Raw genomic sequence first — 26,443 nt, 5'->3', positions numbered from 1 at the left:
ATTTAATTGCCGTAGTAGGGGTTGTCTGGGCTTTATCAATGGATGGGGGGAGCTTATTAAGAGGACTGTTAATAAATGTAGCATCTTCATTAGTATCTTTACCATTAGTGTTTGTTTTTTATGATTTATATAAATCTGCGCTTTCATTTAAGTCTACTAAATTGGTTAATGAAGTTATTGAAAAGAATATTAATAATATTTTTTTAAAGTTCACCTTCTTCACTACACATTTTTACAATGAATTCAGTTCTGAAAATAAAATCAATGCATATGATCTAGACGATGAGCTTAAAAAAAATGAGGAAGATATTTTTAAAAATATCTCTTCAAATATACATCATGGTTATTTTATTTTTAGCATATTTGATGATTTTAGTAGAGATATTAATGATGTACTAAATTCTAATAGTAATATTAGATGGATTAATTTACAGGAACTATCTGTACTTCAGCAATTTATTAACGATTATATGAAATTAAAACGGTGCTTCAGTTGGATTACAAAGGATGATTTTATTAAATACGTAGAATTAAAAAATATAACTATTAAAGAGAGTGGATTTGCAAGTTCTACAAATGAAGATGAAATTTACTATGATATTAAGCTGATGATAAAACCGGATAAAACAGTTACTTATTATTCATCTAAATTTAGTCTTTATGAGGATCATGTACTAGCTACTGGATATAAGCTTTCAGGTAATAAAGCCAAAGAAATATCAAAGGTATTATTTCAACTATATCAAAGTATTAATAGATGGAAAAAAATCCGAAATATAGACAAATTAAAATTCGACACTTGTTTTGTATCTGCCAATAGACTCTATGTAGATGATAACATTACATTTAATGAGCATATGGAAAATAATTTTTCATTCCATGGTCAGTTCTAATCAAGTTTCATTAGATTATTTAATGAAACTATAAAATATTAGTCCTGTTGAATAACTGAATTATGTAATTAAAGGAACTTGTTAGGCTTTGGCCAATGGAACGATGTTCTAAATGCTTAAGCACTATTCTGCGGGCAATCGTCCAAGAGAAAAGAATCCTGAAAATTGAGCAAATGAAAGACAGACATGCCCCGGAGAGGCTGACTGTGTCTTATCAAATCATCATTTGAGCAAAACGTGCAATAGCTGACCATATACGACATTCTCGTTGGTACCAAATAAGGTAGGGATGTTCAAATGTTGCTTGATTCAGTTAAAAAACACCTCGATCTGCTAACGTGTTTTATAGAAATGTAAACTTTTGAGCATGTTTTTCTTATCCGATCCGTTCAGTAACCATTGCCCTTCTTTCTGAAGTCAGTAAATATTAAAGAGTTCGTGTAATCGTGATAGTATTTTTTTATGAGATCGTCTCTATTGTAAATCGCTTGGTGGTACAAACGATTTTACAGAAAGATGGTCTTTTTTCTACTATTTCAGGTTATTTAAGAGGTGTGTATTAATAGTTATGTAGTGTATTAAACATTATTTAGAGTAATGGGGGAAAGAAAGTGTTGAATATGACCGTGATTGGACAAATATTTCAACTAATAGGAACTGTTATTATCTTACTTTGGGTTAGATTTAGAATAAAGCTCAATCCATCGAAAAAAGAATTTATGACTAATCAACTTACTGAAAAGTTATCTGAGTGGTTTAATAGAGAATTAAATAGAAAAAGTTGGGTTTTTTTGGATTGGATTTGTTTTAACTGTTTTTGGATATTTAATATGTATTATTGACTCCTATTAAGTAAAATTTAAAAGAAAACATAGAATTATAAATTAAATCATGAATAAAGTGTATCAGCTTATTTTATTTTAATTCTGTATTCGCATTAAAAAGTAAGAAATTCATTATACAATTTTGAAAAGGAACGGCGCAAGCTTAATCAGCTTGGTGAAGCATCCTTGAAGCAAGCGATTCCGTTGTGGGACAATCCTGCGGTTCAGGAACAGAGCCGGAGGGTGGATGAACTGGTGGCACGAGTTAGTGAAACGAAGGCGAGACATAGCCGAGTTTTACGGCAATGAGCGAAGTACATAATGCGTAGGGGAGGAGAAGCTGTGAATTTTCCACCGTGGATGCAGCGAGCGATTCAAGCAAGGCTGGATGAGGTGACTGCCCGGATTGAGCATGATCCTGAATTGAGTCGTGTACGTGGGGAAACCGACGAAGCGTTTGAAGCTTTGTTTGCTGGCAAGAATATCGAGCAGACATCTGAATATGCTGAATGGGAGAATCGTTACATCGTTAGCAAAGGCATAGAAAATGAACGGTTATACATGCAGGGGCTGCGAGATGGTATTCAGCTAACGGCTTCCTTGTTAGGTCAGTCGATGTTGGTGGAGAAGTGGCATGAATCTGACTAAGGCTAGTTGATTTACGAACTTAGCAGTGTGAAAAGCCCATGCATGCTTACATAGCTTAGCTTGGTAAGCATGCCCGGGCTTGAACCACTAACGCGAACCCATATGTCATGGGGGAGCGACCCCGGTCTTTACACTTAAAACCCCGAGCCGAAGCGTGAATCACTCGCTTCGGCTCGGGGTTTAATGCTTTACTTTTCCAAAAAACAAATTCTTACTTTCCGCTTACAGACTTGAACCAATCATTCACCTCTTGGGTGATCTGGTCGCCGCCGTTGGATTTCCAGTTGGTGACGAATTGGTCGAATGCATCGATGGGCAGTTTGCCGTAGATGATTTTGTTGAAGGTTTCGAGTTCGGACTGACGGAGCAGGTTCCACTTGGATACCATGGTTGGAGTGGCTGCGCCTGTGAAATAGTTTTGTTTGCGGATGTCGATCTGGGACATCACGACTTTACCTGCGTACCAGTTTTCCGGTTTACGGAATTCGGCGATTTGTTTCTCGTACGGTGTTTCAGCTTTCTCGCCGTTCGCGAGCTTCACGAGTGTTTTCATGTACAGATCCGGAATACGCGCCGGGCCGGTAAGGAACGGGAATTCATTGGAGAAGTCTTTGATCTTGTCCTTGTCACTGGTCGGTTTACCGTCTACGACATCCCAGTCGTACCCTTTCGCAAAGCCGTACTCATACGGGCTGCCCGCTTTCGGGTTCGCCAGGTTATCCAGCAGGTAGTTGTAGTACAAGAAAATTGCTTCCGGATGCTTCGCATCTTTGTTGATCATGATACTTGCGTTGACGCCAGAGTTCTGCCATTTGGTACCGATCTTGCCGTCTGGACCAGTTGGAACAGGGTAGGCTTTGTATTTCGCGCCCGGTACGTTCTTCAGCAGGTCAGGTGCAGGCCAGTCTGGTACCCAGTTTGCGCCAGGTAGAATGCCGGCTTTGCCAGCAGTCCAGCTCTCAGCAGTTTTGCCTTCGTCCCATAGCGCGGAGTCGGCGTGGATATATCCTTTGTCCATCCATTCAGCCAGCTTGGCAAGGGCTTGCTTCGCACCTGGGTTAACGGAGCCATACTCCAGGTTGCCATTAGCATCTTTGTTCCATTGTTCTTCAATTGTGCCGTATGCACCGAACAACCAGTCGAGCCCACCCATCCAGGTGTTGGTGTTGTTTTTCAGCGAGATTGCCAGCGGGAATACTTTGTCTGGAGACAGACCGTCCGGGTTCTCGTTTTTGAATTTGTCCATGATATTCTCAAGGTCTGCGATGGTTTTTGGAGCTTGCAGGTTCAGCTTCTCCATCCAGTCTTCGCGGAGCCAGAGCAGGGTATCGTCGTTATCTGTGTACTCCATGATCGGCATGTTGTATTTCTTGCCGTCCTTGGTGAACGGGTACCACAGCTCAGGATGTGCTGCTGCGTGATCTTTCAGCGTTTTGCTCGCGTACTTCTCGAACAGATCATCAATGGCGATGAATTGACCGGAATCGATCAGCTGATTGGTGAGTACCGCGTTCGTTGGCACAGTTACGAAATCAGGCAGCTTCTCGCCGGACGCAATCGCCAGCTGTAGCTTCTGTCTGTATTGATCGTCAGTGGCCGGATACCACGTATCTTTGTGCTTCATGCCCAGCGTTTCGAGCATCCAACGGTCATGTACGTTGTTCTCTTTAGTATCGCCATGAGCGTATTTTTTCGGCATCAGCACAGAGCTGAATTCGATGGGTGGGTCGTATTTTCCTTTGGCAAACGCCGCTTCCGCTTCCGCAGAGCCGACAGCCTCTTGTGTATCATTCGTGCCTTTCTCACTGGTTGACCCGCCACTGCCGCATGCGGTGATGGTGATGAGCGCAATAACCGTGAGCAAGGACCACCATGTTTTGAATTTGATCATTGTTCAATCCCCCTACGATGTATGATCTTTACAAATGCGTGTTCAAAAAGGCCGGTTTTCAGTACCGAGAAGATGGGATGAAGCTAGAAATGGAGTAGCGGAGCGTAGATAGAGCTACGTGAGCAACTAAAATGTTTCCAAAAGAAACATACTTCGTAAGCCTCCTGCTTATTTCGGCTGAATCCCATATTCGATGTTGATGATGCCGTGAGGCATTCTTCGTAATCAAAAGCGGACTTTTTGAACAACCTCTACAAGTGTAACTGTACCAAGTAGAGCGGGAGCGCATCTATATGAGTTTGTTAGTTTCGATAGGACTCTCTTAGTGAAAGTGTAAAAACTTTGGTTTAATGCTGGTCACGATACTCTTGCGGTGTCACGCCAAATTGCCGTTTGAACACTTTGATAAAATACGCCGGGTCCATATAGCCGATCTCCATACTGATCTCATATACTTTCTTGGTGGTTGTGACCAGCTTGTGGCAGGCCCGATCCATACGCAGGCGGGCGATATATTCACTAATGCCCTCGCCAGTCTCGATCTTATAAATCTTGGACAGATGCGTTGGATGCAGGTTCACATGATCTGCAAGCACGCGTAAAGAGACATCCAGATGCAGGTTTTTATCCGTAAACTCCTGAATCTTCTTCACGTACTCTGACCGGGTATCTTTGACCTCGTTGGACGTGCCTTCCTTGAGTTTGGCGAGTACGCCGAGCGACCATTTGCGCAGCTTGCCGATGGTGGAGAAGACTTCTCCGCTTTGTAGCTGCTCAATCTCGCTGCCCATTAGACCTGTCAGGGTGAGCTTGTTCCGATGGGCCAGGTTCGTGAAAGCAGCGGTGATGAGAAAACCAGCCTCCATACAGTGTTCCCAGGATTCAGACCATTTCTCGTCCAATTCGGCGCAGACGGCACGTATTTTGTCTTCGGCGGCATCCCATTGGCCGCTTTCCAGCAGCTGAATAAAGGTAGGCGGTGTGTACAGCACATCTAACGGGCCTTGTGCCGCATGTACTTCGACATCCGTCACTCGCATGACGAATTCACGCTCGTCCCCAACGATCTGGCGGAAATAGGCGGAAGCCTGACGGAAGCGATCGTAGATCTGTTCCGGGAAGGTGAACCACTCGGTCATGACAATGGAGAGGGAACCTTTCAGAAACTGTTTTACTTTGGATTGAAGCTGGATGGAGAGCTTCTCCAGAATGGTTTCTTTTCCAATATCGCCGTTCGCCTCTTTCAATTGCAGCAAAAACACGACATACCCGTGCTCTTCCTTCACACCCCACACGTGCATAAACTCACCCATAATCTCCTCCGCCATGTTGATGATGGCATATTCGATCAGGGTCTGATCATGGCTGTCGTAGTGGCCGAACTCATTATCCATGCGGACCAGCATCAGCGCGGCATCCCCAGTGTGGAAGGGCAGGTCATAGTTGTCGAGCTTACGCTCCCATTCGCTGGCGGAGAACCGATGTCCCTGTAAGGCTTCCAAAAGTAGGCGTCCACGCAAATGCGGCAAATTCTCGCGCAACGTAAACTGCGTCCGTGATAGGGAGCTGACAAGCGCCCATTCATTGTTCAGTTGGTCGATGGCTTTCTGCACCGCACCGATGATTTCATCATCTGTCGGCGGTTTGAGCAGGTAGTCCACGGCTCCGTGCTGGATGGCTTTCTTGGCATAATCGAATTCGGAGTAACCGGATAAGAGGATGCATTTTATTTTTTTATCCCGGATGCGGATGCGTTCGATCAGCTCTATGCCTGTCATTTCCGGCATCTGAATGTCCGAGATTACGATATCAATAGGATGGGTTTCAATGAGTTGCAGGGCTTCATGGGCTGAGTATGCCCGGTGAACCTGTTCGATCCCGAGCGTATGCCAGGGTTTGGTCATGGACAGGTTGTCCACCCAGTGTGCTTCGTCGTCTACGATGATCATTTGCATGTTGCTTTGTCTCCTTGCTTGAGGGTTTACACGCTTCTAAGCTGACATGTGTTGCAAGCAGTATATCACACCACAATCCGCTTCTCTATGGAAACCGTTCCGGGCGCATATGCGCTTGAAAAAAAGAATGAATATTGAATATTTAGGAATATAAATCCGATATATAGGGTGAAATTACAATTGCTAAATTCCTCCTTAGAGAAGTAGGATGAATATGTATGAACGGTCACTCAGCATGTGGAAACCTTGAAGCCGATGAGGAAGTACAAGAAATACATAATGACAAAGATGATGACAACGACGAAGAAGAAGAAGAGAAAAAGAAAAAGAAAAAGAAGAGAAAACGTATCATTACGGGGGGATTTTGTGAGTACGGCAAATCATTTTAAGTTTAAATCGGACGAAGGTACACGCATTCATGTCTATAACTGGTTGCCTGCGAGTGACATTCAGGTCAAGGGAGTGGTGCAGATCTGCCACGGCATGGCGGAGACGGCGGCCCGGTACGAGCGTTTTGCGCTGGAACTGAATCGGAATGGATATATCGTGTACATCCACGACCAGCGAGGGCATGGCAAGACGGCAGAGGTTCTGGAGAACGTAGGGTATTTGGCAGATAGCGACGGATTCGAGTGGATGGTGCATGATCTGTATAAACTGACTGGCATCATTAAGAAGAAGTATCCTGAACTCCCTCTATTTCTGATGGGGCATAGCATGGGTTCCTTCGTTACACAGCGGTATCTAATGCTCTATGGCGAAGAGCTGGACGGCGTTATCCTATCGGGTTCTACGCTGCATGTGCGTTTTATTCTTCATGTGGCTTCGCTGTTAACCAAAGAAGAGATTCGGCGCCGTGGCAGACGTGTACCGAGCCATCGGATGAACAAGTTGTCTTTTGGCAGTTATAACGATGCGTTCAAGCCTGTCCGCACCGAGTTTGACTGGCTTAGCCGTGATGCGGAAGAGGTGGATAAATATATACGTGATCCGTTCTGTGGCACGGTGTTTACGACAGGATTTTTCGCAGACTTTTTCAGTGGACTCAAAAAGCTTGGGATCAAAAACAATCTGAATCTGGTGCGCAAAGACCTGCCGATTCATATCTTCGCTGGAGACAAGGACCCGGTAGGCAGCTTTGGCAAAGGCATTCTCCGGCTGTACAATGCTTATAAACAGCAGGGCATCGACAACGTAACCTACAAGCTGTATCCTGGTGGACGGCATGAGATGCTGAATGAAACCAACCGGGACGAGGTCACTGCGGATATTGTGAGTTGGCTGGATGAGCGGATGATCAAGAGGAGTTGAAAGCAGCCAGATAGAAAAAAGATAGAAAAAAGATAACATGAAGATAGCAAAAACGCCTTTACCATCGCCATAATAAGCGGTTGGAAGGCGTTTTTTAGTGCGTACATTAGTGCGTGCAATCGTTACCCAGGGCCGTTGAGCGACAATACGGCGATCCAGGCTAACGGATACTTTGGGCGAGGCTTAAAGGAGAGGCCGTAGATGAGCCGCTGGTGATTCACGTTGAGTCACTGGTGATTAAGGGACCCATCTATCCACTCCTAAAGTACCTACGCTAGGTTAATCTATCTTAATCTATCCGTTGAGTCTCTCCCACGCAGCTTGTCAGCGTCCTCGGTCGGGATTTCCCAGACAATTTCGGTGCGGAAGCCGCCGAGTGGAGATGGGCCGAACAAGAGGTAGGAATGGTTGCCAAAGGTGTGAATCATACGCTGGTACGTATTCCAGAGACCGCAACCGACTTCATCTTGCAATGGCTCCAGCATTTCCTGGTTCAACGCTTCGTATTGCTCCGGCGTAAGGCCGGGGCCGTCGTCATCGATATAGATTTTGCCAAACCCGTTCACACTCTCCCCGGTAATTCGAATCTCTCCTGATGTATACGACTTCCCAATCCCATGGATCACCGAGTTCTCAACCATCGGTTGTAACATTAAACGCGGCACCGATTGGGCAAGCATGTGCTCCGGAATATCGATGTGATATTCAATACGGCCGTTGCGCAGCTTCTGAATATCCAGATAGTTAATGAGCAGCTTGATCTCTTCCTGCAGTGAAGAGGTCTCCCGTTCCATCCGGGTAGTGTAGCGATAGTATGCACTCAGGTTATGCGCCATGGACACGACGGCTTGTTCATCCTTCATCTGTGCCATGTTGATGATATAACCGAGACAGTTATACAGAAAATGCGGATTAATCTGTGCCTGGAGCTGTTTCAGCGTGGCTTCTCTAGCCCTTATTTTTTCCTGAAACACATTTTCGATCAGATCCTGAATCTGGTGGGACATGTCATTAAAGCGGTGGAACAGAAATGAAAACTCATTCTGGTTGTTGCTGTGCAGACGCACGGAATAATCGCCTTGTTGCACGCGGCGCAGACCTTTGATGAGCTTCTGGATCGGATACTGTACATTGCGGTAGAGCAAGATGGACGCGGATGTGCCCACAACGAGCAGCAAAATCATGCAGACATAAAACAGATTCTGGCTCAGCGAGATTGGCTGCAAAATCTGATACAGCGGCACAACATCGACCAGATGCCAGTCCAGATAAGTGGATTTGACGGAGCTGACCAGATATTTCTTGCCATCCAATTCCACCACATCCTGCGTAGTCTTTTCGAGCGAATGATTATCCAGATAATGGATCAGTTCGCCAGATAACTGCTTGTCTGCGGTGCGATTCAGAATAGGAGCGTTGCCTTTATGATAGAAGAACGGATTACCCTGTCCACCTTCCTTATACGTGTCAAGCATATTCTGAATGTTCTCGTAGCTGAAGCTGGCTTCAATGACCAGATTGCTACCGGTAAGCATGCCTGGTTGTGCTAATGAATCCGTAAAGAACCAGTAAAAGGATTGCATGGCGTCTTTCGAGTCGGTGGAATGATCCCCGTAGGTCCATTGTCCACTCATGTTTTTTTTCAAATACGCCCCATCATAACCAGTATCACGGGTGTAGTTCGCAATAACCTCTTTGTTCTGCTGGGAATACACCGCGTAGCGGGTAGGCCAGAGATCGGTTACGCCGGTCTGGAGTGTCATTTTCTCCTGAATGATGTACCTCGTCTGCATCTGATCATATTTATCCTCCCACAGGTTCAGGCCGTTAAAGGCACGCACATTTGGATCACGCGAGAGAATAAGGCTGAAATCCATCATCTGATTGATGCGGGAATCGATCTGACTGGACAGGAACGTGAGCTGCTTGGTGTTGGACACTTGCAGTTCTTTGCTGACGACATCGTAGGTGACGTTGTTCGAATAGGTGTACATGATCAGAATCGGGATGAACAGAATGACAATTAACAGATTGATTTTGGCAAAAAGGCTGAAGCGAGATCGAATCCCTTTTTGATAAGCGTTAAAGCGCTCCCATGTATACATAAAAAGTCTCCCTTATATTCACATACTGACTATATTGATTGCCCTTTTTCTCACACGTTAACGGAGAGGGCAGAAAAAAAACGGAAAAACGAAGTGCTCGCATTTATCACCGAATTTCTCCCTTAAAAAGGGAGATTAAAGAAATACGGGGATAACGGCGATTGGAGGTTTATTCTGCCATCGGAGTGTCTTGTGTGAGGAACGGATGTTCACCAATATAGATCAAACTAACAAAACCCTATCCACCCTAACAATGTTATATAGTCAGACCTCGGAATGGCTTGATACTATTTATATCAGAGAAGCCCAAGACACACAAAAACTTTTTTTGGGAACAGGAGAAGGTTCATATGGAGGCTAAAATAGAGGGTCAACGGCTCCCGCAGGCGAATGTCGGCAACAAGCTGGAAAAAAAGAAGAAAAAACGCTACAAACAGCCGTGGATATTGCACTTCATGGTGCTGCCAGCGGCCATCATGGTCTTTATATTTTCATATATTCCGATGTCAGGTATTCTAATGGCCTTTCAGGATTACAAGCCCGCGTTGGGCTTCAGTGGTTCGGAGTGGGTGGGGCTGAAGCATTTCGAGTATATGTGGAAAAATGATTATTTCCTGCAAATTACGTGGAACACACTGTTCTTTGCCTGCTCGAAGATCATCATGAACCTGATCATTCCGTTTATCTTCGCGCTATTGCTCAATGAGGTGCGGAAGATGGCGCTGAAACGCACGATTCAGACGTTGGTGTATCTGCCACACTTCTTGTCCTGGGTGACGCTGTCCGGTATTCTGATCGACATTCTGGCACAGACGGGAATATTGAATCAGTTTCTGGTGTCGGTCTTTGGCATCAAACCGATCTTCTTCCTCGGGGACGGCAACTGGTTCCGGTTCACTGTCATTCTCAGTGATGTCTGGAAAGAGTTTGGTTTCAATACAATTATCTTCCTTGCTGCTCTCGCAGGCATTAATCCGTCTCTGTACGAAGCGGCTGAAGTGGATGGGGCGGGACGCTGGAAGCAGACAATGTATATCACCATTCCGGCACTCATTCCCATCGGAATTGTTATTGCCACATTGGCGCTGGGGAACGTCCTAAACGCAAACTTTGACCAAATCTTCAACTTGTACAGTCCATTAATCTATCAGCAAGCGGATATCATCGATACATTTGTGTATCGGGAAGGTTTGTTGAGTGGACAGTTCAGCTTTGCTACTGCGGTCAATCTGTTCAAATCGGTCATCAGTCTGGTCCTCATTGTGATCTCTTATCGACTGGCGTACCGTTTTGCCGGATACCGAATTTTCTAAGAAAGGATGATGACGAGCCATGTATCATAAAACGTTACCTTATCGCATTTTCAGCATCTTCAATAATGTGTTTCTGACCATCCTTTCGGTGCTCTGCTTGCTGCCGCTCTATCACTTGCTGATGGTATCACTCAGTTCGTCCGCACCTGCGAATGCCGGGCTCGTGACGTTCTGGCCGATTGGCTTTACGTTTGAAGCATACGCCAAGACATTCGCGAACGCTAACTTTCTCTCTTCCTTGTGGGTGTCCGTAGAGCGGACGGTGCTGGGCACCGGGCTTGCGCTCATCGTAAATACACTTGCGGCCTATGCGCTATCCAAGGAGACACGAGTGTTCCGCGCACGGAATATCTACTTGTGGTATTTTGTCATCACGATGTTGTTCAGCGGGGGTCTCATTCCGGGGTATATCCTCATTCTGAAGCTTGGACTAATGAATACGCTATGGGCACTGGTTCTGCCGGGTCTGGTCGCGGTATTCAACATCATTCTGCTGCTGAATTTCTTCCGCACGGTACCGAAGGATCTGGAAGAGGCCGCATTTATCGATGGCGCAGGTCATTTCCAGTCATTTATCAAAATCTATCTGCCTGTTTCTGTGCCAGTCATTGCTACTGTGTCTCTGTTCATGATGGTGGGGCACTGGAATGCGTACTTTGACGGGATCATCTACATCCGTGATGCAGAAAAACTGCCACTGGCGACGTTTATGCAGACGATCATCGTGCAGGGCGATATGACGAAGATGGACCCGCAAGCCATTGCGAACTTATCCCAACGCACGATTCGGGCATCGCAAATTTTCATCAGCGCACTGCCAATCCTGTTGGTGTATCCGTTCCTGCAACGTTACTTTGTAAGTGGGATTGTAGTTGGGGCTGTGAAGGAATAGGGACGTATCATCGGAGTGTCGGTGTAAATCTTTTTAGTTCAATCTGTATACAAATGTGAAAAGAAAGCTGTCAAACTGGGGAAGGCCAGGGAGGTGGCTTCTTTTTTTGTAGTCTTTAACAGATCATCGCCGCTTGGTGTAATCACGCAGGAGCCGTAATCATCGTGAATTCTAAGCTATGATCTTTGCAGACTTTGATTTGTATTACGTTTCTTAATCCATATCTTTAAGCAACTGTACGCGGTTACTATGATGTTCAACAATAATACACCTAAATATCCATCGGAAAATTTTGTTCGCTCAATCCACTTGTTCACCAGTTCTCCAGAAAGAGCTTGCTTCGCTAAATAGTGACTAATATCGTTCGAATGAATTTCATCGATGTATATAAGTGGGAACTCCATGCTATTGGAAGAAGCTAGTGGCGGATAGAACTCTACCCATTTCTGACCTGTCCAGCGATCATACTTATATTTGAAATCTGCGCTGGATTCAGATTCAAGATGGTCCCATCTCATAAAACCGAATAGCAGTAGAATACACAATGTAAAAATGCTAATGATTATCTTTTTATTTTTCAAATTAATCACATCCTTTTTTTGGCGCTAGCTATAAGTACTTCAATTATTGAAACCCAATTGATACTAATGGCACTGTACCCGCTTTTTATTTTACCAGTACTTCCAGTTCTATGTAAGTAGATTCTAACATGCTGAACTAAATCTCTCTGGTTACCTTTATTTGAATAAAATGGTACGATAGGAAAAATAAAAACGAATATGAGAGGAGGAAAAGCTCAACATGATGGCGGATTCAAACTCCTGGTCTGTGTGTATATCAAGCGATGTTGAGTTGAACTTTCTAGTTTATGTCGCCAGAGCGCATGGCATTTGCAATACGTATTTCCATGAGCAAGGTACATGGCCTGACAGGCAGGTTGTTTTAGCAGATGAGCTACATCTGGAGTTTGAGACACAATGGCAAGATTTCTGGAAGGGCAGCATTCAACAAAAAGCAAAAGCAAAGATCCAGCAAACAGCTGTATCCCATTTTCGATCACAGGCCCAAGAAAAGTTTGCACACCTTAACCATAACTATGTATCTCCTTTTGTACTTAGCCCGCCCCTCTTTGAAGCCATCGAACAACTGGGATTAAGGGATGCTTTGATCGCACTATGGCCGTGCTTCATCCAGTGGTGGAACATGCCCGCAGGCGGACAAGCTGCGATGCATTACTGGGAGGGTAAACCGGATGTTATAAGGTATGTTAGGGAGTTTGAGATGGAAACGGGCAGGACTATTCACCCCTTTCATATGAATGTGGAATTAATCTATAACGGTCCTCATGAGCCGATTGAAGTCGCAAATGACTACTTAATTATGCCGATCAGAACGGAATATCTAATGAAGAAGGACTGGTGGGCCGAACGATTTAGAGAGAAGTACTAAGATGAACATATATAAGCGCATGGATGATGGAGCATCAACAATGCACTCTACGAGCAGGGGGGAAAGAAATGGAATTCAGAAAAATCACTTGGGATAACTTTATTGAATGTATTGAACTCAAGGTGGCTCCGGAACAGCAACAATTCATCTCTTCGAATCAACATGCACTTGCTGAAGCGTACATAGCCTCGGATGAGGGGCAGATCATTATCACATTTGCAGTATACAAGGAAGAACGAATGGTCGGATTTATTTCGATGTATTATGACGATGGTGATGGAAATTTCGAGTACAGCAGCTATGGCATTTTCAAAATGATGATTGACCATCGGTACCAAGGCCAGGGGTACGGCAGAGAAATGGTTGAGAAAGCAATTGCGTATTCACGTTCAGCCCCGCGTGGGAAAGCCAAAGTGGTAGAACTGACGTATAAGCCAGAAAATGTGGCTGCTAAGGCAATCTATGACTCTCTTGGATTTCAACTTACTGGTGATGTACTGGCTTGTGGTGAGGTGCAGGCCGTATTAACGCTATAATTGCCCCATTCCCTCCATTCCTGCTATAATGCCCGTATATCGACTGTATTGGGGGTTATGACGTGGCAATAGGGATGATGCCGGATTGCTCGTTCGCTAGAAAGCCTTACGCAAAGCCTGAATAGGGGCGGACTTTGTGTAGGGCGCGACATCATGAGATCGTGTGCCCTGAAATCAACATCAATATCATGGTTCGACCCGCAGGCTTTGCACCTTATTGCTTGACCACTATAAATAAGGGGCTGAAGGCCATGCACACACCATTCATTCATAATCATCAATATAACACCATTTATAAACAAGCCGAATTTCTATTAAAAACGCTGCGCTCGGTCGTGGACCCCAAAGTATTGGATACGGTCCGATACACCGTCAGTACGAATGCCGTTGGCATCTTCGATCATCTGACGCTGGAACAAAAACAGCTGCTGGAGCAGCTATCCACGTATAATACGCCACATGACGTGCAGCAATATTTGAATCAGCTTGAGGCATATCTGATTCCATATCCACAAGTCACGGCGAAGCAGATTCAGAAGCTGTTTCCGAAGGCCAAAAAGCTCAAGCTGCCTGATCTGGAATCCATCGATTACGCACACACCACCTACCTGAGATGGATCGACATTGCGACAAGCCGATTGTTCATTGTGTACCCGCATGAAGGCAAGTTCCTCGGGGTCGAGGGCCGCCTTGCCGCCACGAACAAGAAGGGATACTGCATGTTCTGTCACCGCCATCAGGAGCTCGGATTCTACAACGTGAAGACCAAGGCACAGTCTGCGGACAACTTTGCGTCGATGGGTCAGTATGTGTGTATGGATGATAAGGCGTGTAACGAGAGCATTACCGACATTAGCATGCTGGAAAGATTCTTGCTGGCAACGATTAAATAAAGCTGGAGAGTCGTGTACAGTGAATATAGCAAAACCCAAGTCGTATCGAAAGCAACACAAAACACAGAAAGGTCGCTCAGTAGAGCGGCCTTTTTGATGTATAATGCCGGATTCTTACTTACCAAAACCGCTCTTGAAAAGCGGAAACGGGTGATCTATTTTTTCCGAGGCGGAGCGACATTTACAGAATTCTATTTCTTATCTTGAATGGTATGCAAGTAATCTGGTTTATGTTGTTAGTTGGTCAGCAGAATTGCTGGCATAGTTAACACCCAACTCGTACGCCTGATTCAGCAGTTCCTCATAGTGTTCCGGTGCAGCATCCACTGTTTCGTACAAAAATTCAACCTTTGAATTAGACACGCCACAGTAATCGGCAATTCCGACATTGAGCAGATTTTGGATGGCTTCACCGTAGTTTCGTTTATTCACCTGTTCTTCCGTCACACCGGCAAGGGCGATCCATAGAATTTGCTGATGATGCAGCTTATTCGAACCATAGGCAAAACTGTTGTTCATCACACGGTCAATGTATCCTTTCAGCATCGCTGGCAGATGCCACCACCATAGAGGGAAGACAAAAGCAATCGCATCGTGTTTCTGGAGTCGCTTCATCTCCGTTTCAATCTGAGGGGAGTAGCGCTGATTATCTTGTGTATAGTCTGGTTCATCTACTGCTCGAAGGATCGGATCAAAACCAATCTCATGTAAATCCACGATTTCGGCTTGATGGCCTGCTTCTGTCAGGCCTTGAACGAAACGATCGGTCACCTGAAAGGTCAGGGAATCTTTGCGCGAATGAGATACCACCACTAATACGTTCATTATCAATCACAACCTTTCTGGAGCTTGGTTTGGTAGCCGTAGCTCCTCTGCTGATGCTATTATAAACAGAGTTGAAAACATCTGGAAGTACGCACTTTGATGTCCTATAGGGAGATGAAAGTACCCTAGGAACATGAAATTTGAACGTAATACTTAAATGCACCTTAATGGAAATGTCATGTTACAAGAACGTATGATATAAAGGCCGTGATGTGAGGGCCAGAAATAACGGAGGGAAGACCAAGATGGAACAAGATCAGACAAAAAGTGAGGTTCCCAAGAAATATAGAGTTGGCGTTGAAGCGGCGCTAGAAGTGATGGGTGGCAAGTGGAAGCCGCTCATTATTTATCATTTGTTTACAGGGTGCAAAAGAACGTCGGAGCTGAAACGCTTAATCCCCGACATTACGCAGAAAATGCTGACAACACAGCTCCGAGCACTGGAAAAGGATGAGATCGTGCAGCGTAAGGTGTACTCTGAGGTACCACCCCGAGTGGAGTATGAGCTGACAGCATATGGATTGGGACTTAAACCCGCGCTGGATCTTCTGTGTTACTGGGGAGAAGAGCATCTGGATAAGGTTTACGGGGATAAGTCGAAGGTGTTGGAGGATTTTTAATTCCAGGGAAACGTGAAGGACAGGAGGCAGAATCGTTGGAACACACAACAAATGCTCAAGGAGTAAGCCAAGTGAACCAAACAGTTCAAACGGGTCTATCTGGCTCCATCCATCCAGCCATTCCAAGCAATCAAGCCGCTCCAACTGATTCACCCAAACAGACCGTGCCGATCCGCTGTGAAGGAGTTGCTGTAGTACTTTTGAAAAAATGTCTGGATGATTACCATGTACTGATGCTTAAGCGGGCTGGTCGTATGCTGCATGGTGAATGGTGTTATATCGGCGGCGGTATTGAACATGGAGAAAAAGCGTGGGAAGCCGCGCTTCGTGAGATTCGTGAAGAAACGGGCATCACGGAAGTTCGTTTATACACGTCGAATCAGTTCGAAAAGTTTTATTCACCGATAGAAGATTATATTTAATGGCTCCCGTATTTGTAGGTTATGTACACGAGGATCAGCAAGTCCAGTTGAATCATGAGCATAGCGATTACCAATGGATGACGTTTGATGAAGCGAAACAGAGCGCAGCACTGCCCGGAATCGATGATGTTCTGGATTTTGTAGAAAAGCATTTTGCCAGAAAGACCCCTTCCAAGTGGCTTCGGATTAATACTCATCAATAGAGAGGTTTGAAAATATGATTAATGAAGAATATTATGTAAAGCTTAATCAGGATGCGGCAGACAATTATTATTTTTACAAACAAGAAGCTGAGGCGCAAGTACATAGAAGAGAATATACCACAAGTAAACGATATGATATTATGCCCTATTGGTTTGAACGTGAGGGACTTATTGTTGGAGAACGTTCGGAAGAAGAGACGGATACGTATTATGAATTGGATGATCAAGGCAGATTGCTGATTTTGGCCTGTGACGATCTCATTGATGGTTATACGTATGTTACATATAGAGACGATTTAATAACGACAAGAACATATGTTGAGGGTGTATTGGACGGCGTTAAGGAATACTGGCTACAAGATAGGCATATTGGTCGATCCGTGGAATATGTCTCTCGATTTAATAAGATTAACGTTGAAGAATATATTTATGAGGGCAACCAACTTGTGCAAGTCTACCAGCCACAATATGAAAATAATGAATATTACACTCATCTTGTCCGCACATATTTTGAATATGATGAACAAGGTGGGCTGTTGCGAGTATTAGATGGTACACAAGGTGTGATTTATGTTGAGATGGCAGATGCAGAAGTTCAGACATTGCGGGAAATGGTGAAAAAGGAACTTATGCTGGCAGTGAAACAAACGATGGATACGATCTGTGAGTCTCCAGCGGAAAGAGCCTATTGTTTCTTATCCATCTACTTACATGATGAAGTTCATGCAGTGTATTCGCCCATGTTCAACCCAGGCTGGGAAGAGGTAAGAGAAGAACAGATAGAAGAAAAAGATGAGCATGACGAGTATTATTATTACAGACTCTGGAGTTCGGGCGAACATCCATTGAATGATCAACAAGAGCTGGAGGATCATGATCTGATTCAGAGGCTTCGGACTTTGATTATATATTGGCGCAGCAGAGGAGATTGGTTTGAGGAAGGCAAGCGTTTGTGGCAGGAAGTTGCTTACGAGCTAAATGTAACGACCAACTGGTCCGAATACTCCAAACTTACAGATTACTTTGTTGTGTTTGTTGAATGGGAAGCGATGGATGTCATGAATGGAGATTTACATGCAAGCATACCTGCAAACAAGTTAGCGTTGTTACAATCAGAAGATCTGGCACCAATCATTTGAGGTGCAATAAATGCATCGTAGATTAGGAGGAATAACCTATCACGTATAAGACGATTTATCCAAGAACTGTATTGAACCTGATATGTATGCTGATCATTGAGATCATTTTATCTAGAAGTGTTTTTATTAGCGGAAATGGTGTATTGAAGTACTTCGGTTTATTCTTGTTTGTCTATGTTTTAGTTTTCATTGTCTTTCTCATTCATCGGTTATTGTTCACCAAACCAAGCATTAAGCTGGAAAGCGACCACATCATCTCTACCAAATTACAGAAATACGATGCCTCTCAGATTGAGTGTATTTATATGAATTACAGACGAATCGGGTTTAAACGCTATGGCAAACGAATTGTGCCGATGGATCTATGCTTTTATTTTCAGAAAGGTCAGGAGACTGAAGGTGTAGAAGCAGTCCGTGAATGGGCCGCGCGGAACGATAAAGATATCAAACACAAATTTTTTCAAACCTTGGTGTAGAACAGCACGTCTGTTGAGTATAAGGGGACGTTGGGACTGGAGAATCATCTGGAGGAGTAGTCATGAAAACGATTGAACAATTGCTAAACAGTGATTGGTATAAAAATCTCACGGCTGAACTCATTCAGCTTAAACCTCAGGTCCAATTGGTGGATCATGCGAGCTATGAAGCATCTTTCTTGATGAATTCATTTAAAGAACGGAAGTATGTTCTGGAGGGCTTTGACGCATCGGAATCGGCCAAATTCGCATCACAGATTAAAAAGCTGTACGCATCGATATAAAATTGGACTAAGTTAAACAATTCCGTTATCGGATTGAACGTGTAAAGATCTACAGTTAACTCATATAGCAGGAGAGGTGCCCATGAAATATCTAACAAAAGAGTGGTACGAAACGTGAGCGAGCGCATATCGAAAAGCTGATTGCCGAGTATGATACCCGTCCTGCATTTGATGCGTGTAAGTGCAAAGCGGATTACCAAGAATCTATGGCGTGGAACTACCGATACCATGCGGAGAAGTTATCCTCGGAAATCTTGGAACAAATAGCGGATATCCGTGTGTTTGCACTGGGATATTGCACGAGAGAAGTCATGCAGAAGCTTAAGGAAGAGAGTGCGAGAAATACAAAAGAGATGGAACGTGTATTAGAAGAGTATAGAGAAACCATGATAAACCAGGATATTTCGAATGAAATTCGCCGCAAGGTGCAGTTTCATGATTGTGAGGTGACAGAGCTACTCACGGGGGACGATCTGGTTATCTGTTTTGACAACCGGGGAGGCTTCACTGAAATGAATAAACTCAAGTTGATTGCACCTGAAATTCTCAAGCAAGAGGGAGAGATTGTCGGTAGATTCTGGCTGTATGAGGAGCTGTATCGAATCGATAACGGATATGAGCTGCATGTTCTTCTGAACGGAGAACCGATGTCTGAATTGATTATTCGCTGTGCCGATATTGTTGCAGAAATACTAGAATGACACCGAGCCAACAGATGCACATCATCCGTTGGCGAGTAGATTCATTCCGTCATCCAGTTGGCCGGAAAGCGAAAGCACATCGTAGAAAATCCATTTGTCGGGATCAATGTGCTGTACCTTGCCTTGACGGACTGCGGTTAACTGTCTCCATATCGGATTACGCTGCAGTTGGTTATACGTTAGCACAGCCTCCGCACCATATACGATGACAAATAAACGATCGGCCTCATATTGCCAGAGCTGTTCAACCGTTACTTGTCTGCCGTACTGGTTAGGGTGCTCTACCAGCAGGTTACGAACAAGTGGAGGTGGCTGCAAACCAAAGGAACCATACATAATTTCACCCACATTTCGATCTCCAAGCACGAATAATTCGTTCCCTTCAATGACTATGAGGCCTACGGTCTCATGGGTATTTATATGAGGTTTAATCCGGTGCTGGGCGTACTCCCGTTTCAACTCATATTCGTTAATCCAGTTCTGTGCCTGCTTCTCCACACCGAGCAGATCGCCGATCGCTTGCAAATGCTCAATCGCATGCAGACCCATCCAGGGAATGGTTACCAGGGGAGCGATACGCTCCAGTTGTTGCTGATGTTCCAGATCAAGCGTATCACAACTGATAATAAGATCAGGTCTAAGCGCATGCATCTTGTCGTAATAGAATGTGGATTTATCTCCGATACTCGTAATGTTACCTGCCAGTTGTTGAGCATAATAACCCAGATGATAGGCAGGTGCCCCAATGGGTTGAATACCTAGAGCGAGCAGCGTGCCTACATAGCTCATGGACATGATTTTGTACTGGCGTGTATTTACATATACGCGCGGCGGGACACCGGTTATCTGTTTGAAGCGCCGATTAAAGTAATAACTGTCTCGATAGCCCACCTGCTCGGCAATTTCAGCAAGTGATTTTCTGGAAACAAGGAGCAGTTCTTTGGCTTTGCGTATACGCAGAGAGGACACGTATTCATGAGGCGTTAAGCCAGTTACTTTTTTGAATAAACGGGTGTAATGCTTGATGCCTAATCCAGCCTGCTCAGCTAACTGCTTCGTGCTGATCTCTTCGTGATAATGATCCATCAAAAAAGAAATGCTCTGTTCCACGGATTGCATGGCGGTGACGGTTGCAGATACATTCCTATTTTGCTTCAGCAGTGCGTACATCAGTTTCTGAAAACGAAAATAATAGGCAACCTGTTCTTCTTCGCTTACAGCAACCTTCATCGTAATCAGCTTCCGCATAGTTGAAATCGTACGACGAAAGGGCTCAATCATCAGTTCCCTATTGTTGAAACGGAGCAGCAGGTCGTGACCCGGATCTGCACCAATGATGTCAAAGGTCATACAGAGGTAGTGCAAGGATTTCTGATCTTCTCCAGCCGAAATAATGACCGGCTTGCTTCCAGGTGCAATGGAGTAGCTGCTTCCAGTCGTGAGCTTATAAGAACGGTCATCGATGTGAATTTTGCCCGATCCCTCAGATACAACGATTAGCCTGTAGCTCAAACTGACATTCAGAGGTATTTCGAGAGGGTGGTCGATCTTCAGGGATACAACATCAATTAATCTGAAAAAGCAGGAATGGAAGGCAGTGGACTGTTTAGAGTCCCTACTCGTAGAGTTAGTCATCATGAAAGGTTCGAATTCCTCCTGCGCAAATGAGAATTATTATCACTATTTTAAAGACAAAAAAGAAGCTAGTCAACCATTCGGCAGACCCGCTTCTTCTAGATCAATTTGCAGCAATAATTGCCTTCTTGACGTCTTCGAGTTTCTTCTCGTATGCGAGAGGACCATTCGTAATCCATACGTCACCGCGAACCTCATAGACATGACCTTGTTGAACAGCCGGGAGTCGTTTCCATAGCTTGCTTTCTTGGAGTTCCTTGGCCTGCTCCGCTCGACCTTCATCTACCGCGAGGAAAATATAATCGGCATCGATCTGTGGAATAGTTTCCATTGAAATGGTCTGAATGTCCTTATCTTCACCCCACGCCAGCTTCCGGACTATAGGTGCAGGCTCTAGTCCGAAATCACCATATAAGGCAGTCCCTACTTGGCCACCAGGACCGCCATATAATCGGATTTCTTTACTAGCATGTATGCGAACCATTGCAGCTGTCTTTCCTTCAGACGCGGCCTGTAATTGCTGCTTGGCAAGCTTTGTTTCCGCTTCGCGTTTCTGAATAACGGCGTCTGCTTGTTCTTTTTTACCGAGTAGGTCAGCAACAAGCAGCAAGTTCTTTTTCCAATTTTGCGGATACTGAATTTCACTGCCGGTGAATACATAGGTTGGTGCAATTTGGGATAACTTTTCATAGGTGCCTCCCTCTGCCCAACCCTGGAAGCCAAGGATAATGAGGTCTGGCTGTGCTGCCATAATGGCCTCAAAATTAAAAGCGGCTGTATCCAGCTTCGGCACATCTTTTAAATAGTTCTCAAGATAAGTCTGGTAATAGGTGCCACTGGAGTATTGCATAATCGGTTTGACGCCAAGCGCACTCATCTCATCTTCAACAAATAATCCAATGACCCTCTGAGGATGCTCCGGGATTTCAATTTTGCCAAGTACATGCTGGGCGGTTCGTGTTCCTGTTGTTTGATTTTCGGTTGAGGAAGTGGCAGGTTCCGGTTGGACCCCACTCGCCTCTGTACCTTCTTTTACTTTTCCCGCGCCGCCGCATGCAACAAGCACCAAGACAAGTACAATCATCATGCTCAATATAGATAAGCCTTTTTTATGATATGCCATCATGTTCACTTCTCCCACTGATATTTATTCTCATTTGTACACTTTGCTTATCATAATTAGCGGAACAGATTAGTTCAATGGACTTTTGAGATTGAAATATCGTTTTTTGAAATATGTCCAATATGTACATGTTACAATGCATTTGAAAATGATAGGCTACTTTAATAAAGAATGTGTTTCGACGAATGAAAGGATGGAGGAAGAACATTTGAAGATTAACAGCATAGAAACCAGATTCTCCACAAGATATGATGAGCTTGATCCTGAATACTTTTGGTATGGCAGGAATACAGTAAGAGTTTGGATCTGATTGAAAATAAATCTACTCAGCATGATGTTTACCTTTCTTGCTTCGGCTGCATGACTTGTAACTCTTGCATATAAAAAAAGAGATCATCCCCTGTTCACACAAAGGTTTGATCTCTTTTCCAATGGAAGACCTTGTATTCTTAATCCCAATTCCATATCTCTACCCGGTTCAGATGCACATGCTGGAATTCCGGATTCTCGGTAATCTTCTGCAATTCACGTACGGGGCCTGTTACAATAGCTCCATATACTTGTACGCCATTCTTTTTCAGATAGGCAAGTCGTCGTTGATCCAAATCAACACCGGTATAACTCAATTTGCTGGTCATCCATCCCAGATCAGACATCATGCCTTGAATTTGTTCCTTCATCGTTCCTTCTGACTGTGCCAGCTTCTGATCTACATGTTCTCTAGGAAAATAATTAAACCATCGACCTCCGCCGTCTTCCATTTCATAGAGCGGCTTAAGAGTCAGATGAGGAACATTATAGTCAAACATTCCTGCTCTCGAATAGGAAAGATTTTTTTCTTGCATTTCTCCTGAATAGATCAGCATCGCTGTTACTCGGACATCATACTTAGAGAGTAGCTGCATAAGTTGCTCAGGCGATTTTAGATTTTTCAATGAGATCGACATCTCGGCAACATGTCCGTCATCTATTTTACGAAGTCGCTTGGAACTGCTGTTTTCCTCCGTGTCCTCATGGGAAGGTTTGCCGTCAACCAAGTCATACGGAAGGTAAAATGGACCGGGTTCGTTCCCATTTAAATAAGCACCTGTGCTATTCATCTTGTAACTGAATTTACCGGTAATACTTCGTTCGGCTTGAACCTCACCAGTGATCACTTCCGATGAACCGACGAGGCGATATACTTTCAGATTAGCCTTCTGTGTTAAAAAGGGAGTGACTTCGAACGTCTGATTTGGATTTTTTTCGACGCGTAATCCGTCACCATGCATCTCCACCACCGAAATAATGGAACGCATGAACTCGTTCCGCACCTTGGATTGATCGAAATACATATGCAGAGCCGTGAGATAGACATGATAGAGTATAAATATTAAAAATAGAACGCCACCTGCGTTCAGGAAAATTTTCCAACGTGTTTTCCACACCATTCGTCTAAATTGCTTATGACTCCATTCCGGGCGTTGAGGTTCAAAATCATCTGCATGGAGTACATGCAGATCATCGGGTTCCGTTGACTTGGACATCATTCATTCTCTCCTTTCATCTGTAACATCTCTTCTTTAAATCGTGCTCTTGCACGAAACAGGGTAACTTTGACTTGGCTCATATTCATATCCAGAACCTCACACAGTTCCTTGTAAGACAGTTCATTCATCTCGCGAAGTAGCAGCACAGTCCGGTACTGTTCAGGCAGTTTTTTCATGACCTGTTGAATGAGCTTTATCCGTTCACGAGCAGCGAGCACTTCCTCAGGAGTACGATATGTATTCTCTACACTTTGTTTCTCCAGTTCTCGGCTCATTTCCATTTCCCCGCGGTTCTTCCGGTACCAATCGATAAACAAATGTCTGGCTACTTTGTATAACCAGGCTCTGGCATAGTCTGCATGTTTCGCTTTCATCGATACCATAGCTCTGTAAAATGTCTCTTGAACTAACTCCTCAGCCGTTTCTTGTGATCCACACATTCGGTAGAGATAGAGATGCAGGGAGGACTGGTACTGTTTGAATAGTTCGGCATATAAATCACTCCTCATTTCAGATTTCATCCTCCTTCATTTAAGACAACGGGCGGAGTTGAAAAATGTTACAATTAAATTGAATATTTATTAATAATATGAATTGAATTATGTTTTGTCAGGCACATAAGTTCATAGACACCAAGGAGATGTACACGACCATGGAGTTATTTACAGCGTTAATTGCCGTTTTTGTATTCATTATTTTCGTGCTCATTATTGCAGCAGTTGTACGTTATGCTGTTGATTCGTCCAAAACATCAAGGAAACTTGATCTACTGATGAAGGAAGTACGTAATCTGCGCGCAGAAGTCAGAGGGCTTCAACATACGAAAGGCCAGGACAGTCAACATATTATCGATGAAAAAGTGTAATAGCTGTGTGAAGCGGTGAGACCTTTAAGTTAGTGAATAGTGGTTAAAACAATAACTTAAATCGGGAATGAACAAACCTTATGACTGCAATTCCAAACGTTCAGGCTGTTTTTATCGACAGAGATGGCAGATCGGAGGTACAGGACATTTTATTCATCCAAGAGACTTTGAGTTATATCCGAATGCGCAGGAAGCGATTACGCTCTTAAAGCAGAACGGAATGAAGGTATTTGCACTCACTAATCAACACCGAATTTCACGCGGACAAGCAACGGTTCAGGAGTTTGAACAGCAGTTTCAGGAATACGGATTTGATCAGGCCTACATCTGCTCACATGAAGAAGAATGCGGCTGCTGAAAGCCTAAACCCGGCATGTTACTTCAGGCTGCGGAGCAGCACGATTTGGCTTTGACCCAATGTATCGTTATTGGAGACGTAGGCGAGACGGACATGCTTGCTGCGCATGTTGTAGGAGCGACCAAGATCATGGTGAGAACAGGCTGGGGCGAATCCTCATTAACGAAGTTCAGAGAGAAGTGGGCTCAGACTGACCCAGATTATATTGCTACAGATATTTTGGAGGCAGTACATTGGATTATTGGCGAATAATCCATTTGAGGATTAAAAGAAAAGTACATAACATTTAGGGGGAAATGAATTTTGAAGGTATTATCCATTATTGCAGTTATAGTATTTACATTGACGTTATTTTTCATATTTATTTTGGGACCCGTAGACGAGACGGCTGCAGTAGGATGGGCACTTTTATCTATGTTTTTTGCCATACCATATTCTATTTTTATGCTTGTAAAGGTCAATAAATTAAAGAAACCCGTAGTTAATGTCCATGAACAGCTTTTACAATTAGGGGAGCTAAAGGAAAAAAATATCATCTCGGAGTATGAATTTGACCAGAAGAAAGAGAAGTTGCTTGCAAAGATTAGATAAAACAGGAGAAAGATATGATGAATATCAACTCAAGCATCCAGGAGATCAACGAGCTATTTCGAAAGCATAGGAATCACGAGCAGATTATGGAAGTAAAGCAGCTGTCAGGAACGACAGCTGGTCGGGTGTTCAGGCTACTTGCGAGCTCGGGCGAACGGTACATTTTGAAATGGGATGATCCTGAGGACATTCGTGTTACATGTCAGTTTCTGAATGCATACAGTGAAGTGATGCTGCTGCCAAAGGTTCTTTTTTCGAGTTCGGACAACACTTATTTTGCATACAGCTTTATGGAAGGTGAGACCCATAACCATCGGGGAGCGAAGAAAGCCTGGTTAACCCGGATTGTGAACGAGCTGTTTAATACATATGTGCGTTTGCCGGGTACAAAGCCATGGGGAAGAATGGAGTATGCACGCGAGACATGGAAGGCATTCAATCAGATTAGTATTGATGAGGCGAGAGAGAATCTTGGTGATGTGCTTACAGCGGAAGACTACGATCTGGTTCAATCTACAGTGAATCGTCTGTTTGAGAAGGATGAGGCAGCGAGGTTTCTTTTACATGGGGATGCAGGTGTTCATAATATTGTGTTTGAGCAAAAGGAACTGATTGGGGTCATTGACCCATCTCCGATGGTTGGCCCCGTGATATATGACTTTCTGTATGCCTTTTGTTCCTCCCCCGATGACCTTGACCCGGTAATGTTATGGGATGTATTCGAGCATCTTGAACAGGTGACTATGAATAAGTCAAGATTGATGGAAGAAGCACTGGTTCATCTGTACTGCCGAATCGGGCTCAGTTGCAAACATCATCCGCAGGATTTGCCTGAGTATCTACAAGCGTGGGATTTGTGGAAACGGCAGTGTGAGAAGCATTGCTGAAATGCAATTGAGTTAAAAAGGGGATTGTGTAATTTTTGGAGATTTCGCCCTTGCCAGTCTTTAAACGTGAACTGA

30 protein-coding genes are annotated in these 26,443 nt (G+C 44.2%); 22 read left to right on the top strand and 8 right to left on the bottom strand.

Translation table 11 applies throughout. The annotated features are described in order from the left end of the window. The first annotated feature begins 38 nt into the window (after window positions 1-38). The 3 genes from ACR8BL_RS08900 to ACR8BL_RS08890 all read left to right on the top strand — a co-directional run bounded on the left by ACR8BL_RS08900 (window position 39) and on the right by ACR8BL_RS08890 (window position 2,365). A complete protein-coding gene (locus tag ACR8BL_RS08900; RefSeq protein ID WP_434752278.1) occupies window positions 39-893 on the top strand; it encodes a hypothetical protein in 855 nt (284 codons plus the stop codon). Window positions 894-1,903: 1,010 nt separating this feature from the next. Beyond that, window positions 1,904-2,026 carry a hypothetical protein gene (locus ACR8BL_RS08895; protein WP_434752277.1) on the top strand — a complete coding sequence of 41 codons (123 nt, stop codon included), beginning with the start codon at window positions 1,904-1,906 and terminating at the stop codon, window positions 2,024-2,026. A 33-nt stretch (window positions 2,027-2,059) separates the two neighbouring features. After that, window positions 2,060-2,365 carry a hypothetical protein gene (locus tag ACR8BL_RS08890; protein ID WP_434752276.1) on the top strand — a complete coding sequence of 102 codons (306 nt, stop codon included), beginning with the start codon at window positions 2,060-2,062 and terminating at the stop codon, window positions 2,363-2,365. A 211-nt stretch (window positions 2,366-2,576) separates the two neighbouring features. Here ACR8BL_RS08890 and ACR8BL_RS08885 read toward each other — a convergent pair whose 3' ends face one another. Together ACR8BL_RS08885 and ACR8BL_RS08880 are read right to left on the bottom strand one after the other, a co-directional pair. Next, window positions 2,577-4,256, bottom strand: a complete 1,680-nt coding sequence (locus ACR8BL_RS08885) for an ABC transporter substrate-binding protein (protein WP_434752275.1) — start codon at window positions 4,254-4,256, stop codon at window positions 2,577-2,579. Window positions 4,257-4,603: 347 nt separating this feature from the next. Beyond that, the gene (locus tag ACR8BL_RS08880) at window positions 4,604-6,211 is read right to left on the bottom strand and encodes a response regulator transcription factor (protein WP_434752274.1); all 1,608 of its coding nucleotides are present in this window, start codon (window positions 6,209-6,211) and stop codon (window positions 4,604-4,606) included. 218 nt (window positions 6,212-6,429) lie between these two features. Here ACR8BL_RS08880 and ACR8BL_RS08875 point away from each other — a divergent pair, with 218 nt between their 5' ends. Beyond that, window positions 6,430-6,600 (top strand): hypothetical protein, encoded by a 171-nt coding sequence (locus ACR8BL_RS08875; protein ID WP_434752273.1) that lies wholly within the window; start codon window positions 6,430-6,432, stop codon window positions 6,598-6,600. Then, window positions 6,578-7,522 (top strand): lysophospholipase, encoded by a 945-nt coding sequence (locus tag ACR8BL_RS08870; protein WP_434752272.1) that lies wholly within the window; start codon window positions 6,578-6,580, stop codon window positions 7,520-7,522. Before ACR8BL_RS08875 ends, ACR8BL_RS08870 begins: the two co-directional genes overlap by 23 nt. Window positions 7,523-7,806: 284 nt before the next feature. Here ACR8BL_RS08870 and ACR8BL_RS08865 read toward each other — a convergent pair whose 3' ends face one another. Then, window positions 7,807-9,627, bottom strand: a complete 1,821-nt coding sequence (locus ACR8BL_RS08865) for a cache domain-containing sensor histidine kinase (protein ID WP_434752271.1) — start codon at window positions 9,625-9,627, stop codon at window positions 7,807-7,809. Between the two features lie 455 nt (window positions 9,628-10,082). On the opposite strand from ACR8BL_RS08865, the gene ACR8BL_RS08860 reads away from it, so the two are divergent. From ACR8BL_RS08860 to ACR8BL_RS08840, 5 genes are all read left to right on the top strand, one after another. Next, window positions 10,083-10,940 (top strand): ABC transporter permease, encoded by an 858-nt coding sequence (locus ACR8BL_RS08860; RefSeq protein WP_434753058.1) that lies wholly within the window; start codon window positions 10,083-10,085, stop codon window positions 10,938-10,940. 19 nt (window positions 10,941-10,959) lie between these two features. After that, on the top strand, window positions 10,960-11,832 hold the full coding sequence (locus tag ACR8BL_RS08855; protein WP_434752270.1) for a carbohydrate ABC transporter permease: 873 nt from the start codon (window positions 10,960-10,962) through the stop codon (window positions 11,830-11,832). 801 nt (window positions 11,833-12,633) lie between these two features. Further along, window positions 12,634-13,281 (top strand): hypothetical protein, encoded by a 648-nt coding sequence (locus ACR8BL_RS08850; protein WP_434752269.1) that lies wholly within the window; start codon window positions 12,634-12,636, stop codon window positions 13,279-13,281. A gap of 68 nt (window positions 13,282-13,349) precedes the next feature. Continuing rightward, on the top strand, window positions 13,350-13,817 hold the full coding sequence (locus ACR8BL_RS08845; RefSeq protein WP_434752268.1) for a GNAT family N-acetyltransferase: 468 nt from the start codon (window positions 13,350-13,352) through the stop codon (window positions 13,815-13,817). A 251-nt stretch (window positions 13,818-14,068) separates the two neighbouring features. Next, window positions 14,069-14,710, top strand: coding sequence for a FusB/FusC family EF-G-binding protein (locus ACR8BL_RS08840; protein WP_434752267.1), 642 nt, complete (start codon window positions 14,069-14,071; stop codon window positions 14,708-14,710). A gap of 228 nt (window positions 14,711-14,938) precedes the next feature. On the opposite strand, the gene ACR8BL_RS08835 is transcribed toward ACR8BL_RS08840, so the two are convergent. Continuing rightward, the gene (locus tag ACR8BL_RS08835; protein ID WP_434752266.1) at window positions 14,939-15,535 is read right to left on the bottom strand and encodes an NAD(P)H oxidoreductase; all 597 of its coding nucleotides are present in this window, start codon (window positions 15,533-15,535) and stop codon (window positions 14,939-14,941) included. A gap of 245 nt (window positions 15,536-15,780) precedes the next feature. Here ACR8BL_RS08835 and ACR8BL_RS08830 point away from each other — a divergent pair, with 245 nt between their 5' ends. From ACR8BL_RS08830 to ACR8BL_RS08800, 7 genes are all read left to right on the top strand, one after another. Beyond that, a complete protein-coding gene (locus ACR8BL_RS08830; protein ID WP_434752265.1) occupies window positions 15,781-16,155 on the top strand; it encodes a winged helix-turn-helix transcriptional regulator in 375 nt (124 codons plus the stop codon). A gap of 35 nt (window positions 16,156-16,190) precedes the next feature. Next, entirely contained in the window at window positions 16,191-16,577 is a 387-nt protein-coding gene (locus ACR8BL_RS08825; RefSeq protein ID WP_434752264.1) for an NUDIX domain-containing protein, read from the top strand. Beyond that, a complete protein-coding gene (locus tag ACR8BL_RS08820; protein ID WP_434752263.1) occupies window positions 16,577-16,780 on the top strand; it encodes a hypothetical protein in 204 nt (67 codons plus the stop codon). Before ACR8BL_RS08825 ends, ACR8BL_RS08820 begins: the two co-directional genes overlap by 1 nt. A gap of 14 nt (window positions 16,781-16,794) precedes the next feature. Beyond that, complete coding sequence (locus ACR8BL_RS08815) at window positions 16,795-17,919, top strand: hypothetical protein (RefSeq protein ID WP_434758342.1); 1,125 nt, start codon at window positions 16,795-16,797, stop codon at window positions 17,917-17,919. A gap of 86 nt (window positions 17,920-18,005) precedes the next feature. Beyond that, window positions 18,006-18,395: a hypothetical protein gene (locus tag ACR8BL_RS08810; protein ID WP_434752260.1), complete on the top strand. Its 390-nt coding sequence runs from the start codon at window positions 18,006-18,008 to the stop codon at window positions 18,393-18,395. A gap of 62 nt (window positions 18,396-18,457) precedes the next feature. Further along, window positions 18,458-18,679, top strand: coding sequence for a hypothetical protein (locus ACR8BL_RS08805; protein ID WP_434752259.1), 222 nt, complete (start codon window positions 18,458-18,460; stop codon window positions 18,677-18,679). A gap of 206 nt (window positions 18,680-18,885) precedes the next feature. Next, window positions 18,886-19,380 (top strand): DUF4085 family protein, encoded by a 495-nt coding sequence (locus tag ACR8BL_RS08800; protein ID WP_434752258.1) that lies wholly within the window; start codon window positions 18,886-18,888, stop codon window positions 19,378-19,380. A 21-nt stretch (window positions 19,381-19,401) separates the two neighbouring features. Here ACR8BL_RS08800 and ACR8BL_RS08795 read toward each other — a convergent pair whose 3' ends face one another. The 4 genes from ACR8BL_RS08795 to ACR8BL_RS08780 form a co-directional block, all read right to left on the bottom strand. Beyond that, entirely contained in the window at window positions 19,402-21,018 is a 1,617-nt protein-coding gene (locus tag ACR8BL_RS08795) for a helix-turn-helix domain-containing protein (RefSeq protein ID WP_434752257.1), read from the bottom strand. Window positions 21,019-21,118: 100 nt separating this feature from the next. Then, window positions 21,119-22,141, bottom strand: coding sequence for an ABC transporter substrate-binding protein (locus ACR8BL_RS08790; RefSeq protein ID WP_434752256.1), 1,023 nt, complete (start codon window positions 22,139-22,141; stop codon window positions 21,119-21,121). Between the two features lie 446 nt (window positions 22,142-22,587). Then, the gene (locus ACR8BL_RS08785; protein WP_434752255.1) at window positions 22,588-23,667 is read right to left on the bottom strand and encodes an anti sigma factor C-terminal domain-containing protein; all 1,080 of its coding nucleotides are present in this window, start codon (window positions 23,665-23,667) and stop codon (window positions 22,588-22,590) included. Beyond that, a complete protein-coding gene (locus tag ACR8BL_RS08780; protein ID WP_434752254.1) occupies window positions 23,664-24,176 on the bottom strand; it encodes an RNA polymerase sigma factor in 513 nt (170 codons plus the stop codon). The genes ACR8BL_RS08785 and ACR8BL_RS08780 overlap by 4 nt, the downstream gene beginning before the upstream one ends. A 143-nt stretch (window positions 24,177-24,319) precedes the next feature. Here ACR8BL_RS08780 and ACR8BL_RS08775 point away from each other — a divergent pair, with 143 nt between their 5' ends. The 5 genes from ACR8BL_RS08775 to ACR8BL_RS08755 all read left to right on the top strand — a co-directional run bounded on the left by ACR8BL_RS08775 (window position 24,320) and on the right by ACR8BL_RS08755 (window position 26,368). Beyond that, window positions 24,320-24,532, top strand: coding sequence for a hypothetical protein (locus ACR8BL_RS08775; protein ID WP_434752253.1), 213 nt, complete (start codon window positions 24,320-24,322; stop codon window positions 24,530-24,532). A gap of 67 nt (window positions 24,533-24,599) precedes the next feature. Then, the gene (locus ACR8BL_RS08770) at window positions 24,600-24,890 is read left to right on the top strand and encodes a hypothetical protein (RefSeq protein ID WP_434752252.1); all 291 of its coding nucleotides are present in this window, start codon (window positions 24,600-24,602) and stop codon (window positions 24,888-24,890) included. 15 nt (window positions 24,891-24,905) lie between these two features. Beyond that, window positions 24,906-25,142: an HAD hydrolase-like protein gene (locus ACR8BL_RS08765; protein WP_434752251.1), complete on the top strand. Its 237-nt coding sequence runs from the start codon at window positions 24,906-24,908 to the stop codon at window positions 25,140-25,142. Between the two features lie 51 nt (window positions 25,143-25,193). After that, window positions 25,194-25,481 (top strand): SHOCT domain-containing protein, encoded by a 288-nt coding sequence (locus ACR8BL_RS08760; RefSeq protein WP_434752250.1) that lies wholly within the window; start codon window positions 25,194-25,196, stop codon window positions 25,479-25,481. Between the two features lie 14 nt (window positions 25,482-25,495). Beyond that, a complete protein-coding gene (locus ACR8BL_RS08755; RefSeq protein WP_434752249.1) occupies window positions 25,496-26,368 on the top strand; it encodes a phosphotransferase in 873 nt (290 codons plus the stop codon). Window positions 26,369-26,443: the final 75 nt, after the last annotated feature.

Source organism: Paenibacillus amylolyticus, assembly GCF_051136285.1.
GTDB classification, from domain to species: Bacteria; Bacillota; Bacilli; order Paenibacillales; family Paenibacillaceae; genus Paenibacillus; species Paenibacillus amylolyticus_F.
This window is presented reverse-complemented; position numbering and strand designations above follow the sequence as displayed.

Coding starts and splice junctions, on each gene's coding strand:
- ACR8BL_RS08900 (WP_434752278.1), top strand. CDS start 39: ATGGATGGGGGGAGCTTATTAAGAGGACTGTTAATAAATGTAGCATCT.
- ACR8BL_RS08885 (WP_434752275.1), bottom strand. CDS start 4,256: ATGATCAAATTCAAAACATGGTGGTCCTTGCTCACGGTTATTGCGCTC.
- ACR8BL_RS08880 (WP_434752274.1), bottom strand. CDS start 6,211: ATGCAAATGATCATCGTAGACGACGAAGCACACTGGGTGGACAACCTG.
- ACR8BL_RS08875 (WP_434752273.1), top strand. CDS start 6,430: ATGAACGGTCACTCAGCATGTGGAAACCTTGAAGCCGATGAGGAAGTA.
- ACR8BL_RS08865 (WP_434752271.1), bottom strand. CDS start 9,627: ATGTATACATGGGAGCGCTTTAACGCTTATCAAAAAGGGATTCGATCT.
- ACR8BL_RS08860 (WP_434753058.1), top strand. CDS start 10,083: ATGGTGCTGCCAGCGGCCATCATGGTCTTTATATTTTCATATATTCCG.
- ACR8BL_RS08855 (WP_434752270.1), top strand. CDS start 10,960: ATGTATCATAAAACGTTACCTTATCGCATTTTCAGCATCTTCAATAAT.
- ACR8BL_RS08850 (WP_434752269.1), top strand. CDS start 12,634: ATGATGGCGGATTCAAACTCCTGGTCTGTGTGTATATCAAGCGATGTT.
- ACR8BL_RS08845 (WP_434752268.1), top strand. CDS start 13,350: ATGGAATTCAGAAAAATCACTTGGGATAACTTTATTGAATGTATTGAA.
- ACR8BL_RS08840 (WP_434752267.1), top strand. CDS start 14,069: ATGCACACACCATTCATTCATAATCATCAATATAACACCATTTATAAA.
- ACR8BL_RS08835 (WP_434752266.1), bottom strand. CDS start 15,535: ATGAACGTATTAGTGGTGGTATCTCATTCGCGCAAAGATTCCCTGACC.
- ACR8BL_RS08830 (WP_434752265.1), top strand. CDS start 15,781: ATGGAACAAGATCAGACAAAAAGTGAGGTTCCCAAGAAATATAGAGTT.
- ACR8BL_RS08820 (WP_434752263.1), top strand. CDS start 16,577: ATGGCTCCCGTATTTGTAGGTTATGTACACGAGGATCAGCAAGTCCAG.
- ACR8BL_RS08815 (WP_434758342.1), top strand. CDS start 16,795: ATGATTAATGAAGAATATTATGTAAAGCTTAATCAGGATGCGGCAGAC.
- ACR8BL_RS08810 (WP_434752260.1), top strand. CDS start 18,006: ATGCTGATCATTGAGATCATTTTATCTAGAAGTGTTTTTATTAGCGGA.
- ACR8BL_RS08805 (WP_434752259.1), top strand. CDS start 18,458: ATGAAAACGATTGAACAATTGCTAAACAGTGATTGGTATAAAAATCTC.
- ACR8BL_RS08800 (WP_434752258.1), top strand. CDS start 18,886: ATGGCGTGGAACTACCGATACCATGCGGAGAAGTTATCCTCGGAAATC.
- ACR8BL_RS08795 (WP_434752257.1), bottom strand. CDS start 21,018: ATGATGACTAACTCTACGAGTAGGGACTCTAAACAGTCCACTGCCTTC.
- ACR8BL_RS08790 (WP_434752256.1), bottom strand. CDS start 22,141: ATGATGGCATATCATAAAAAAGGCTTATCTATATTGAGCATGATGATT.
- ACR8BL_RS08785 (WP_434752255.1), bottom strand. CDS start 23,667: ATGATGTCCAAGTCAACGGAACCCGATGATCTGCATGTACTCCATGCA.
- ACR8BL_RS08780 (WP_434752254.1), bottom strand. CDS start 24,176: ATGAGGAGTGATTTATATGCCGAACTATTCAAACAGTACCAGTCCTCC.
- ACR8BL_RS08775 (WP_434752253.1), top strand. CDS start 24,320: ATGGAGTTATTTACAGCGTTAATTGCCGTTTTTGTATTCATTATTTTC.
- ACR8BL_RS08770 (WP_434752252.1), top strand. CDS start 24,600: ATGAACAAACCTTATGACTGCAATTCCAAACGTTCAGGCTGTTTTTAT.
- ACR8BL_RS08765 (WP_434752251.1), top strand. CDS start 24,906: ATGTTACTTCAGGCTGCGGAGCAGCACGATTTGGCTTTGACCCAATGT.
- ACR8BL_RS08755 (WP_434752249.1), top strand. CDS start 25,496: ATGATGAATATCAACTCAAGCATCCAGGAGATCAACGAGCTATTTCGA.